We start from the raw sequence: 13518 nt of genomic DNA, 5'->3' as shown, positions 1-13518 counted from the left end.
TCCTGCGCCTGTACCGGATAAAAGGCCTATGCTCAGGACGTAAGCTGTTTGAGTAGTTTTTTATAATCGCCGGCTGTTTTCCGGATCGGCTTTTGCCCGTAACCCGGCAACTCCTCTTCCTCTTTATGGTCGGCGCTGCCTATATCCAGGTGATAAGTGTTGCGGAAACCGATCAGCGACATCCGGATATCCTTATCCGGCGCCTTGGACAGTTGAAATTCCTTGATCAGTTCCAGTACATCATAATCGATATATTCGGTATTGGTGGCATCCAGGATGAGGGTACTGCCTTCCGGTATGTTTTCCAGTGTTTTCTTAATACTGGCTTTATTCAGGAACGAGACTTCCTGGGCCAGCTCGAGCCGTACCACTTCGCCCGACTCGTATACCGAACGCTTGTAGAAGAACGGGATACGCAGGTTATTGCGCAGGATGTAGAAGATACTGAACGCCATACCCAGGCCCACACCTTTAAGCAGATCGAGGAATACGACCGCCAGCGCCGTGATCACAAAGGGCAGGAACTGGGTAAGACCCGCATGCCACATATGTTTGAACACAGCAGGGCGGCAAAGACGGTAACCGGTATAGATCAGGATGGCTGCCAGACCTGCTTTAGGAATAAGGTTAAGGATAAAGGGGATAGTAGCCACACAAACCAGCAGCAGTGAACCATGGAAGATGGTCGACAGCTTGGTACGTGCACCGGCATTGATATTGGCCGAGGAACGCACGATCACGGAGGTGATCGGTAAACCGCCGATAAAACCGCTGACGATGTTACCGATGCCCTGCGCCCGCAGCTCCGCATCACCCGAGGTATACCGCTTCTGGGGATCAAGCTTGTCGGTAGCTTCGATACAGAGCAGGGTCTCGATAGAAGCTACGACCGCTATAACCAGGCCGGTAGACCAAACCATGGGATTTGCAAAACCGCTCAGGTCGGGCAGTTTGAAATTACCGAAAAAGTCGCCTGCAGTTTTAGGCACAGGCAGGTTAACCAGGTGGTTGCCGCTTACATAAAGCGAGGGCGCCACGGTGGCAAACAGTTGATTGAGCAGGGTGCCTATAATCACCACGAGCAGGCCCGCGGGGATCATCTGCACTTTTTTCATGCCTTTAAGCGACCACAATACCAGTATTCCAATACCGACCATGGCTATAATGATAGCCCCGGGCTCCAGGTGATTAAAAGAATCGGTAATGCTTTGCAGGGTAAAGCCATCGTCCGCATCGGTCATACCTTCGGTATGTTTCGGATTGACGAAGCCTACGGCATCGGGGATCTGCTTGATGATGATGGTAAGACCGATACCGGCCAGCATACCTTCTATAACATTGGTAGGAAAATAATTGGCAATGCTACCGGCGCGCAGGAAGCCCAGCAGCAACTGGAAAGCGCCGGCCAGGATCACCGCGCAGAGGAAGATTTCGAAGGCGCCGAGCTTTTCGAGGGCGCCGATAACGATAGCGACCAGGCCAGCAGCCGGACCACTTACGCTTAACTGGGATTTACTGAAAAAACCGATAACGATACCACCGATTACACCGGCGATAATACCTGCCAGGGGTGGCGCATTGGAGGCCTGGGCGATGCCCAGGCACAAGGGTAAGGCTATAAGAAAGACAATAAGTCCCGCAGTCAAGTCGCTTTTCGCGTTTGCGAAAAATGATTTTTCTTTAGACATAACAATTTGTTGTTAAGCAGATAAGGAATGGGAAACCGCGATTGCCCGAACCACCCGCGCACGACTAGGCACGCCGGTTAATACGGAAAGCAACCACCCCGGGCAGGAAAATGCCCGGATACTGATTAACAAAAATTCGGAGGCTGTAAAGGGACGTCCAGGTGATGGCATTTGATCAATGCCTCAGGACGGGAAGCGTGCTTATAGCAGACCACTTTGCTGTCTTCCATACGCACGGGAGCGAAGAGATGATGGTACCAGAATTTATCATGGTCATTATTGGTCATTTTCTTATGACAGGGACCATGTTCATGAACTTCTTCCGTCATCTGGTTATCCCATAACATTTTACCGATCTGCTTTACGGGCAGCATCATAAGGGTAAAAATGGAAAGGAATAATATGGCGGCGAGTCGCTTCATGCTTTGGGGCAAAGATAAAGCATTGAAGGAAAAAACGTGCAAATAACAGGTTAAGAGATTGAGAATGTACACTACTTAAATATTGATAACGGCATCTATAAAATAGATATAGCTATCGCATCCGATTTTTTTACCATCCCGTGACAAAAAACGAAGCGGCCCGGCGCATGAATCGCCGGGCCGCCTGGTTGTTGTGTACAAAAAAGCCAGGAATTATTTTACCCTAACCCTTGTGCCTTCGCTATGGCTGCTGAACTCGGGTGCGTACATACATTGCACGGTAGAGATACCATTGGAGAAATCGCCTTTGGCCGTTACGAATACAGGATATTCGAATACATAGGTACCCTTGCGCAGGTAGCTGAAGAAGAAATTGGTGGCCATATCGCGGGTACTTTCATAATAACCCAGGCCGCCCTGGTATTTATAATCGCTCAGCACATTAACCGGTTCCATACAGGCAGCGCGCATGTCCTTAAGGTGTACATATTCCATATCGCGGTCGGCGCGCAGCTCTATGCGCACTTTAACCTTATCGCCCACCTGCAGTTCGTTGCCCGGCTTGATCTCGGTCAGCACCGGACCACGGTCGGTATTACGCTCGATAAAGAGTTGTTTTTTCAGGCTCAGCGGCGTAGCTGCGGCCGTAATTTTATCCAGGTCTTCGAAATATTGCCAGTACACGGCTCCCCAGCTTACGCCTTCGTTTTTAGCCTGGTCTACTTTTACTTTAATATTGCCCATCGCGGGTTGCACGTCCTGGCCATCGAAGCGTTTTTTGAAATAACCGGTACCGGCTTCCGTTTTCACTTCAACAGACCGGATCTGCTCGTTGCCCAGGCTGATAGTAACCGCCGGTTCGTTCACCAGCCAGTCGCTGCCCTGCAGCAACAGCGCGTAACAGGCGTCGGCCGTGGCTTTGGTTGTTTGCCAGTTCTGGGTTTGCTTTTGCTTCAGCAGCCATACTTTCAGTTCATCCACGGCTGCTTTATCTTTTGCCACTTCGCCAAAGGCTTCTATCAGTAAGGCCTGTGCTTCAATCGGCGCCTCGTACCACCAATAACCACGTGGCATATCTTTCCAGTACATACCCGTTTCCTGTTTGCGGATGGCTGTTTCTTTAAGCGAAGCCATTACCTGTGCCGGTGTTTTGGTATCGTTGAAACGTTGCAGGGCCAGGGCGATCTGTCCTTTGAGATAAGGGTTGAACTTCGGCCAGTAAACGGAGGCCTGCTTTTTATAGTAACCAAACGCTTTTTGCGTGGCGGAAGACACGCTCTTATCCGCGAAGAAACTACGCATATACAGGTACTGTACCTGGATATAAGATATCTGCTGTTCCTCCATTTTGGCCTTGTTTTTTACCAGGTTGTCGTAGTCTTCCTGCAGGAAGCGGTCGAGGTAAGGCAGCGCTTTGCCAATGATAGTACGGGCCGCACCTTCGTTCGCTGCTTTAACGCCGAGGTGTTGCAGCCTGGCCATACCGGTTACAATGTATTGGGTAATGTATCGGTCGCCGGGCATGCCTTTAAACCAGGGGAAGCCGCCGGCATCCAGTTGCATCTGTTCCAGTTTTTTCAGGCTCTTGTCCAGCTCACGGGCCATTTTATGGGTCTCGAACAATGTGGCGATGCGGCGTTTCTGCTCGCTTTCATTTTTGCCTTCCATTACCCAGGGCGTTTCTTCCAGCAGGGCCGATTTCAGCTCTTCGTTCTTTTCGAGGTTCGACAGTAAGGCAGCAGTATCGGCTGTTTTCCATTGCGCAAAGATCGCAGCTACTTTAGGCGACTGGGCCACGATGTGCGCAGCCAGCGCATTGGCATAAAAGCGGTTAAAGGTTTGCTCGGCACATTCATAAGGATACTCCATCAGGTAAGGCAGCGCCTGTACGGCATACCAGGCCGGGTTACCGGTAAACTCTACGGTAAGGGCATGGTTGCTGAGCGTATTGCTTTTATTGTTCAGGAGTTTTTCGAGGGTAAACGATTGTTCCTGGTTGCCCCTTACCGGCAAAGGCAGGGTTTCGGTAACCAGGGTGCGGTTGGTAATTACCGGCAGGGTATTTTCTTCGCCATCCGAGAAGTTGCCGGATTGCGCTACGATGCGGAATACAACCGGTGTATAGCGGCTTTCGGGTATGTGGATGGTCCAGTTGGCCGTAGTGCTTTGCCCCTGGGCTACTTCAAAACTTTGTTTGTCGTCTTTTAAGCGGAAGGGCAGGGCGAGCGGCTGCAGGGTTGCTGCATCCAGTATTTCGAGCGTAGCCGTACCGTTCAGCGTTTTAGCGCTCAGGTTGCTGATCTTCGTACTGATCACCATCTCGTCGTTCTGGCGCAGGAAGCGGGGCAGGTTCGGCATCACCATCAGGTCTTTCTGGGTTTTCACCTTGCCTTCGAGGTAAGCGGTCTGCCAGTCTTTGGTATGCGCAAACGCCATCATTTTCCATTCGGTAAGGGCTTCGGGCATCGTGAATTTTACGGTTACATTACCCTCTGCATCAGTAGCCAGCTGCGGGAAGAAGAAGGCGGTTTCCTGCAGGTTTTTACGCACCTGGGGCGCGGTCTGTCCTGTTCCGGGCGTTGCATCGCGGTCATCTTCCGCATTTGCGGGCGCAGCCTCCTGTTCAATAACATCTTCATAAAGCACTTTATCGGCAGCACCGGGCGCGCCTTTCGCCATCGGCGCAGCCGCCAGGGTCATATTGCTGGCGTCACGCATCCTCATGTTTCTGCCGGATATACGGCCCTCAGCATACGGGTAATACCCGTTGGCCGCGGGCAGGCCATATAATTCGTCGTACGATTTCTCGTACTGCAGGTAGTCCGTATTCCTGCCATAAACCAGGCTAATGCCATCGGCTACGCCAAAGGCATAGTTGCCCTGCCACCGGCCGGTGTTATATACCATGGGATACAGGCTGCCTACCGGCGACCAGCTATGCAGGCGGAACGCATCGAGCGAGGCATCGTACATGCCGGCCAGGAGCTCTGCCGCTACTTTTTCTTTTTTTGCGCCCTTAATGGTGAGCGTCCAGGTTTCGCCTTCGCCTGGCTGTAGCTTATCACGGTGCGTACCCCACTCGAGGCTCAGCTCTTTATTGGTCCAGGGAATATTCACTTGTTTTTCGGCGGTATACACCCTGTTTTTATAAACGTATAACCAGGCAAAGGCCCTGCCGCCACGGTCTTCTTCCGTCACTTTGAAACTTATGGGATTGCCCTGCTGTTCCTGCTCCTCTACCCCCGACATCCGGGTTTGTAATACCAGCAGGTGAGCATCTTTAACCGGCGTGGCGGTCCACACTGCGGCTTCGTTACCGGGTTCATAGGTTTGTTTATCCGTATAAGCCAGCAGGTCCTTTTGGGCATTACCCTTACGGTTCGGCGCCCATACATGGGTATATTTTTTCTCGGTCACTTCGTTGCCCTGGGCATCTTTGCCGCTCAGTTCCACCAGGTACCAGCCGTTTTCGGCCAGGGTGGCGGCGGGTATGTTCAGGGTACCGGTAGCCGTGGTGGTCATGGTTTGCTGCCACAGCGCCTTACCGGTTTCCCAGTTCAGGTAACTGCTTTCCTCCTTGTATTCATCATCGGGGAAGGCCTTGCGGAATTCAGCCTCGGTCATTGTAAACTGGTCGGGTGTTTCCCAAAGCCGTTTACGGTATTGTCCCGGGTATACCAGGCGATATACCGATACCTTCAGGGTAGCCGGTGTAAAAATGCCGTTCAGGTTTTCGGTGCGCACTGCAAGGGCGGCCAGGTCTTCCGGCCGGCTGTCTTCTGCGATACCGGCCTTGATCTGCAGGCTGCGGTAGCCTGCCTGTACCTGCTCCTTACCACTGCGGGTTTCGCCGTTTACATCGGTGATATCGGCCATGATTTCGTAAGAGAATACCGGCAGGGTACGCGGGGCTACCGATTTGTCGGGGAGGGTACGGAAGTTCACCGTAAAAGAACCATCGGCGCCGGTCACGGTTTTGCCACTGGCAATTTCGCGTTCCGGTGATGATGGCATACCCCAGCGGTAAAAGCACCAGTAGTAAGGGAAGCGGGCGCGGCGTACCACGCGGTACGATACCGTAGCGCCGTCGATATGATTACCGGCATAAGCTTTGGCAAAACCTTTTACAGTCAGTTCCTGGTCGAGGCTGTAACTGCCTTTCAGGGTATCGAAGGCCACATAGAATTTAGGGCGCTTATATTCTTCTACAGAAAACGAAACATCGCCGCTATTGCCTTCATCCCTGATGGTCATCTGCCCGCCCAGTAAGCCTTCCGGCGCGGTAAACTTACCGGTGTACGAACCAAATGCATTGGTCGTCACTTCCATCGACTGCAGCTTCTGGTTGTTGACATCATAGAAGCCCAGGGTCATGATTTTATTGGCCAGTACTTCGTTCCGCCGTTCGTAGTCGGAGCTGCTCAGTACGATCCCTTTAAAAAAGATCGTTTGCCCGGGCCGGTAAATAGAACGGTCGGTAAACAGGAAGGTTTTGGTCGTGACAACAGGCAGTCTTTTTTCCGGTTTGCTGATATTGAAATAGCTGCTCACCTCCAGGCTGTCGTTGCCAGCCGCCAGGCTTACTGCCGCCAGCCTGTTTTCATAGTCATGTTGGGATTTTGCTGGCAACTGCAGGCGGCCACGGGCATCGGAAACACCCGTACCGATTTGCTTCAGTTCGTCCTGGTTCTTCTTATTGTTCCAGGATTGCCGCCAGTAGGTGGCTTTAACGCCGGCACGGGGCTTGCCGGTGGCCCTGTCGAGCACATAAGCCGTAGCGCTGCCGCTATTGGCTACCAGGCTTAAGCCGGATACCTGGAAGAATGCGGCCGACGCCATATTGCCCGCCTTATCGTCAAGCTGACCGGTAAGATCGGCTACCAGTACATAAGTTCCCGGCACTAAAGCATCCACTTTGATTTCGGCTTTGTGCTCTTCCATATCTGCACTGCCGGGCAAAGTTTGTTCCCAGCTTTTCAAAGGCGTCATCTGGCGCAATTGCTGCTGCATATTCGCCTGGTTCCGGTAGCGCCCGCGCAACAGGTCGTTATTGATACGGTACACTTTCAGGTATACCTTAGTCGTATTCCTGTAAGTGATCAATGCCTTTATATTTTCGCCGGGCAGGTTTACTTCTTCGGTCCTGAGGTCCAGGGAAGCCTGCTGCAGGCTATTAAGCAGGTTAGCCGCATTAGCAGCGCCTTCGGTGCCCGGGTAACGGCTTGTAATCTCTTTGAGTTTCGCGACGATGGCAGGCAGATCGCGATTGCCGGGTTTAGCACCGCCCCGGGCCTTTGCCCGCGGCACAGGTTGTGCTTCCCCTTTATTGACCAGCTGCGCAGCCACCAGGAAGGATACCTGGGCCACGGCAGGATTGCCTGCATATTGTTTTTCCAGGTGCTGCAGGGCTTGCAGGTACAGGCTGTCCTTATCGGGATGTACCGAATAGGTATAAACAAATGCCAGTCGCTGCAGATCGGCATCGATCAGTGCATCCTGTTCTTTGTCCTTTGCATGAAACGCCAATACTTCGCGGTATAGGTTGCAGGCCTGCAGGAGCACGGAATTGGCATCGGTAGTTACCGGCTTCAGGCCGCGGAACTGTTGCTCCGGGTCAAAATCGGCGGCCTTATCCAGCTCAAATTTATTGGCCGGGTTAATTACTTCCCGTTCATCGTTGCCGAAATAAGACAAGGCGCGGAACGCCAACAGGTCGTATAATGTGGGGCGTAGCTTACGGGTATTCTTACCTGCTACCAGCAGGGCGGTATAGCGCGCTACGGGTATTTGCTGCAGTTCGGCGGGGTTGGCCAGGGAAGCCTGGTATAAGGCCGATATCTTTTTAAAAAATGCGGGGGCGTCCCAGGCGGCGATATCCTCAGGAGGATTGCCTGCGAGCGCCGTGCGCTGGTACAACTGCCAGCGGTGTTGCTGGAAATACCCCCAGTACAGTTGGGCGGTAATGCTTTGCCACAGGGCTTTTTCGGGCCCGGTAGCCATAGCGGCATAACGCTCCGCTTTGTGGATATTAGCGGTATCGCTGGCTTCGTCCGCGTCCGTACTCATCAAAAACAATTGCGCTTTGATGATGTTGGGCTGATCCTTTTGCGCTTCGGCGCCGGCCAGGATATTACGTGCGACCTTTGCGGCCGATTGAGGCAAACCGCCGTTAAGCAGCGAATCGGCCTCCTGCCATTGGCGCTGATAGGAATTGTCCATTTTGTTCTTTTGAGCGAATGCAGGAGCAAAGCCGGCTGCAATCAACAAGGTTAGCAAAATGCGTTTGAGCATGGTGTTTGTTTTTTTATTTTCTACAAGCAAAGTAAGCTAAAATAGAGATGCCCCCGGTGAAGCGATTGCACAAAAGCAAGTAATATTTTAATTATCTTCATGCAACCAAAAGGCCGCCATAACCTGTTGTTCTATGGCTTTCAACTTCGTAAAAACCGCTGCCAATGCGCTGAGCGGGCTCTTTTTCCCCGATCTCTGCGCGGCCTGCGACCGGGCGCTTAGCGGTTCCGAGCAGGTACTTTGCCTGCATTGCCTGCTCAACTTACCCCGTACGGGACTGCACCGTCTGCCCGAAAACAAAGTGCAACGCTTGTTTACCGGCAGGCTGCCCCTGGTCCGGGCCACGGCATTTACCTATTTTACCAAAGACGGCATGATGCAACACCTCCTGCACCAGCTTAAATACAAAGGCCGTGCTGCAACCGGATCGTTCCTCGGCAATGTATTTGGCCAGGAATTGCAGGCCGATGGCTGGCTCGAAGCCACCGACTTATTGGTACCCGTGCCCTTGCACCGGCAAAAGGCCTACCGCAGAGGCTTTAACCAGGCAGCACTCATTGCCGGCGGTATTGCAGCAGCCACCAGCCTGCCCGTAGCCGCAAACGCCCTGGAGCGGGTAAGGGATACCGGATCGCAAACCCGCAAGTCGAGACTGGAGCGGCTGGATAATGTGGCCACCGTGTTCCGGGCAGGAAAGGCTGCGCAGATCAGGGGCAAGCGCCTGCTGCTGGTCGACGATGTACTGACCACCGGCGCCACCCTCGAAGCGGCAGGACTGGCCTTATTAGAAGCCGGTGCGGCCAGCCTGGGTATCGCTACGCTGGCCCTCGCTACCGACTAGCTGGAGCCGATACAGCAAGGCCGGGGAAAATACAGGGCACGCCGGGCCCGGCCTCCACCCTTCCGGGTCGTTAATGTCGGGATTCCCGGGGAAAAATTCTTTTTTTTGATGTACTTTCGCAGCCCGTAAGCCGGCAGGTTTGCCGGTCTATGAGACAACCTCTTTGTTGCATTTTTATTTTTATCATTTTTATCTCAAAAAATGCCTTTAGACACTTCCATTAAATCCGTTCTGATTATCGGCTCCGGCCCTATTGTTATCGGCCAGGCCTGCGAGTTTGACTATTCCGGTTCCCAGGCTGCGCGCAGCCTTCGGGAAGAAGGGATCAAAGTAACCCTTATCAACTCCAACCCCGCCACGATCATGACCGACCCGATCGTTGCCGACAAGGTATACCTGCTGCCCCTTACGGCCGAGAGTATAGAACAGATCCTGGAAGAGAACCAAATCGACGCAGTACTGCCTACCATGGGTGGCCAGACTGCGCTCAACCTCGCCAAGGAAGTCGAGGAACTGGGTCTCTGGGAAAAATTCAATGTGCGCCTGATCGGTGTGGATATCAAAGCGATCGACAAAGCCGAGGACAGGGACCTGTTCCGCAACTGGATGATCGAAATGAATATTCCCGTAGCACCGGCCCGCGTGGCCAACTCCCTGCTGGAAGGCAAGGAGTATGCCCAGGAGATCGGCATTCCGCTGGTTATCCGCCCATCCTTTACCCTGGGCGGTAGCGGTGGTGGTTTCGTAAAATCGAAAGACGAGCTAGAAGCCGCACTGGATGCAGGTTTGAAAGCATCGCCCATACACGAGGTACTCGTAGAAAAAGCCGTACTGGGCTGGAAAGAGTTCGAGCTGGAGCTGCTGCGCGATATGAACGACAATGTTGTGATTATCTGTACCGTAGAGAATTTTGACCCGATGGGTATCCATACCGGCGACAGTATTACCGTGGCCCCGGCTATGACCCTGAGCGATACGGCCTTCCAGCTGATGCGTAATACCGCTATCGATATGATGCGCGACCTGGGCAACTTTGCCGGCGGTTGTAATGTACAGTTTGCCCTCAACCCCGAAACCGAAGAGATCATTGCTATCGAGATCAACCCGAGGGTAAGCCGCTCTTCGGCACTGGCCTCGAAAGCTACCGGTTACCCCATTGCAAAAGTGGCCGCTAAACTGGCGGTAGGCTATACCCTCGACGAATTAAAAAACCAGATCACGGAAACGACTTCGGCTTATTTCGAGCCTGCACTGGATTATGTGATCGTAAAAATGCCCCGCTGGAACTTCGATAAGTTTAAAGGCGCGGACGATACCCTGGGCCTGCAGATGAAATCGGTAGGCGAAGTAATGGCCATTGGCCGTACCTTCCCCGAAGCCTTGCAGAAGGCCTGCCAAAGCCTCGAAAACAATGCCATCGGTCTCGATTCGATCAGCCGCAGCCAGATGCGTCCTGAAGAACTGATGGAATACCTGAAGCGCCCTACCTGGGACCGCATCTTCCGGATCAAAGAAGCCCTGCAGGCCGGTATCTCTATCAAAACCGTACGCGAACTTACCTTGATCGACCGCTGGTTCCTGTACCAGATCCAGGATATCGTAACCCTGGAAAACAAGATCAAACAATACCAGCACCTGGATAAATTACCGGTAGACCTGCTGCGCCAGGCCAAACAAATGGGCTTCAGCGACGAACAGATCGCTGCCTTCGTAAAAGACTGTACCGCCGAAGAGGTGTACGAAGCACGCAAAGCAGCCGGCATTACCCGCGTATTTAAAATGGTAGATACCTGCAGCGCCGAGTTCGAAGCCAAGACCCCTTATTTCTACAGTACATTCGAAACCGCCGCTGAAAAATAAATAACGTATGGCAATCAGGCATTCGCTCTCCGGAAGAACAGAAGACTTTATGCGGGCACTGGCCGAAATTGCACGGTATAAAAGCAATAACCAGTGGCAACAGGCCCTGGACCTGATCGGCGAGCACAGCGACCCGGTATTGTGGTCGGGTGATGAAGACGATGTGTTGCTGCGGGATAAAAGTAAAAGGGAAGCCATCGAATTCCAGCTGAAACTGAAATTCCAGGAAATAGGCGTACTGAAAAGTACCGGCGCCGAATACCGGCAAAAGGCACAGCAACTCGCAGCCTTTACCGACCGCTTCCTGGCAGCCCATGCAGATACCTTCTTTATGGAGCTGAGCAACCTGCGGGCGCAACTGGACGCCTGATTCCTCCGAAAATATAAAACAGAAGAGCCGCTTGATATCAAGCGGCTCTTTATTTATTCAGACTCTTTTTCTATAGCTTAGGACCAGCTGGCGATCAGCGAACGGAGAACCGCCACGCCGTCGGTATTGCCCAACACTTCGCTGCAGGCACGCTCGGGGTGCGGCATCATACCGTATACATTACGGCCTTCGTTGCAGATACCGGCAATATCATTGATAGCACCATTGGGGTTAAAGGCGGCGTCTACCGTACCTTCTTCGCTGCAGTACTGGAACACTACCTGGTTATTGCTTTCGAGTTTGGCCAGGGTTTCGGCATCGGCAAAATAACGGCCTTCGCCATGCGCTACCGGGATTTTGAGCGCCTTGTCCTCTACGGCCTTTCCAATCAGGTTTTCGGTACCGGCTTTACGGATATACACATTTTTACATACAAACTTCTGATTGTCGTTGCGCAGCAGTACACCGGGCAGCAAACCTGCTTCGCACAGGATCTGGAAACCGTTACATACGCCCAGCACCTTACCGCCACGGTTGGCAAAGTCGATCACCTGTTCCATCATCGGGCTGAAACGCGATAAAGCGCCGCAACGCAGGTAATCGCCGAAAGAGAAGCCTCCGGGTAAAACAATGCAGTCTTCGGTTGAAAACATGCTCAGGTCACGGTCTTTGTGCCACAGCATCACTACTTCCTGTTTCAGGTCATCCTGTAAAGCATGTTGCATATCCCTGTCGCAATTGGAACCCGGGAAAACGACTATTCCGAACTTCATATAAAATAGGTATTGAGTATTAGGTATTAGATATTAGATATTGGGTATTGGGTATTGGGTATTAGATATTAGATATTGGGTATTAGATATTAGATATTAGATATTGGGTATTAGATATTAGATATTAGATATTGGGTATTAGATATTAGATACTTGCTATTCGGGTTTGGCCGGAAAAAATGCAAAAGTACGGGCTATTATCCGATTGGGAACCACTGCACAAAAATAATCGCCGCCATGAGTAAATAAATAAACACGCGGGGCATCCACTTTTTCCGCTCTTCGAACCAGGTATTGGTAACGATAAAAGTAACCGGGACCAGTACCGCCAGCCATTGGTTATACCCCTGGGCAATCGTAAAAGTGCCTGCCGCCAGGCTTACAAAAAAAGAACCGATCACCACATACCACCATTTTTTATTCTGGATCAGCATGCGGCTCATAAAGATATTGAGGTAATATACCCCGGTAATCATCAGTAAGGCAATGATCGAAAAAGCCGTGATCACGATTTCGGGACGGGCAAGGCGGTCGGGCAGCCGGAAACCTATAGCCGCCATTTTGGGCAACAGGTGCAGGTTATCGGTCAGGAACAGGATGCCGGCCAGGAAGTACAGCGGCGTGAGCAGACCCAGCAGACCCACCATCCATTCCGAGATCTTGAAGGGCCGCAATATGGCCAAAGCCAGCAGCAAGAGCAGCACAAACCCGATATTGGGAAACACCAGCATGGCCGACAAGGAGATAAAACAACCGATATTAAAGATCTGCTTGCGGGCATCGGCGGCGGCATACAACTGCAGCATGCCCGAAAGCATGGCCAGCAGCAGCCAGTTGCTGATCAATGTCGCAGACAGGTAATTCCAGTCTTTGAACAGCGAGGTCAATAGAACATACCCCATTGCGGGCAGGTACGAAGCCTTGGGATAAAGGTGATGCGTACTGGCGATCCGGTTGAGGTAAATGGCCTGTCCGAAGAGGTTGACAATAGCGAAAAAAGTAAGCAGGAAGGCCGAATGCCCCAGTGCCGACTCCATAAAATCGGCCAGCTTGAGCCACAGGTAAGGGCTTTCGGCGATCCGGTAAGGCATGGCCGGATGAACCAGGAAGCCCAGTTTGAAGACAATGGCAACCAGGAACAGGGCAAAAACCGAATAAGGATTGAAACTCCTGAATATATTGAGCACTTTCCGGAAATACTTTAATAGGGGCCAGCTAAAATTTTCAAGTGGCGAAGTTCGCAAAAAATTGTTGCATCTCCATCATGCCTCCC

General features: G+C 52.2%; 8 protein-coding genes. 3 read left to right on the top strand and 5 right to left on the bottom strand.

The window, feature by feature from the left end:
- Window positions 1-32 precede the first annotated feature (32 nt).
- The 3 genes from B0I18_RS06155 to B0I18_RS06145 form a co-directional block, all read right to left on the bottom strand.
- A complete protein-coding gene (locus tag B0I18_RS06155; RefSeq protein WP_106521753.1) occupies window positions 33-1688 on the bottom strand; it encodes a SulP family inorganic anion transporter in 1656 nt (551 codons plus the stop codon).
- A gap of 125 nt (window positions 1689-1813) precedes the next feature.
- On the bottom strand, window positions 1814-2110 hold the full coding sequence (locus B0I18_RS24905; protein WP_146146667.1) for a hypothetical protein: 297 nt from the start codon (window positions 2108-2110) through the stop codon (window positions 1814-1816).
- Window positions 2111-2323: 213 nt separating this feature from the next.
- Window positions 2324-8401, bottom strand: coding sequence for an alpha-2-macroglobulin family protein (locus tag B0I18_RS06145; RefSeq protein WP_106521751.1), 6078 nt, complete (start codon window positions 8399-8401; stop codon window positions 2324-2326).
- A 133-nt stretch (window positions 8402-8534) separates the two neighbouring features.
- On the opposite strand from B0I18_RS06145, the gene B0I18_RS06140 reads away from it, so the two are divergent.
- From B0I18_RS06140 to B0I18_RS06130, 3 genes are all read left to right on the top strand, one after another.
- Window positions 8535-9242, top strand: coding sequence for a ComF family protein (locus tag B0I18_RS06140; protein ID WP_106521750.1), 708 nt, complete (start codon window positions 8535-8537; stop codon window positions 9240-9242).
- A 201-nt stretch (window positions 9243-9443) separates the two neighbouring features.
- Window positions 9444-11102 carry a carbamoyl-phosphate synthase large subunit gene (gene carB / locus B0I18_RS06135; RefSeq protein ID WP_106521749.1) on the top strand — a complete coding sequence of 553 codons (1659 nt, stop codon included), beginning with the start codon at window positions 9444-9446 and terminating at the stop codon, window positions 11100-11102.
- 7 nt (window positions 11103-11109) lie between these two features.
- Window positions 11110-11472, top strand: coding sequence for a hypothetical protein (locus tag B0I18_RS06130; protein ID WP_106521748.1), 363 nt, complete (start codon window positions 11110-11112; stop codon window positions 11470-11472).
- Window positions 11473-11549: 77 nt separating this feature from the next.
- Here the strand turns inward: B0I18_RS06130 and purQ are convergent, their stop codons facing one another.
- Together purQ and B0I18_RS06120 are read right to left on the bottom strand one after the other, a co-directional pair.
- Window positions 11550-12245 carry a phosphoribosylformylglycinamidine synthase subunit PurQ gene (purQ, locus tag B0I18_RS06125; RefSeq protein ID WP_106521747.1) on the bottom strand — a complete coding sequence of 232 codons (696 nt, stop codon included), beginning with the start codon at window positions 12243-12245 and terminating at the stop codon, window positions 11550-11552.
- A 197-nt stretch (window positions 12246-12442) separates the two neighbouring features.
- Window positions 12443-13432 (bottom strand): DUF6427 family protein, encoded by a 990-nt coding sequence (locus B0I18_RS06120; protein WP_106521746.1) that lies wholly within the window; start codon window positions 13430-13432, stop codon window positions 12443-12445.
- Between the last annotated feature and the right edge of the window lie 86 nt (window positions 13433-13518).

The sequence above is a fragment of the Taibaiella chishuiensis genome (assembly GCF_003014535.1).
GTDB lineage: Bacteria > Bacteroidota > Bacteroidia > Chitinophagales > Chitinophagaceae > Taibaiella > Taibaiella chishuiensis.
This window is presented reverse-complemented; position numbering and strand designations above follow the sequence as displayed.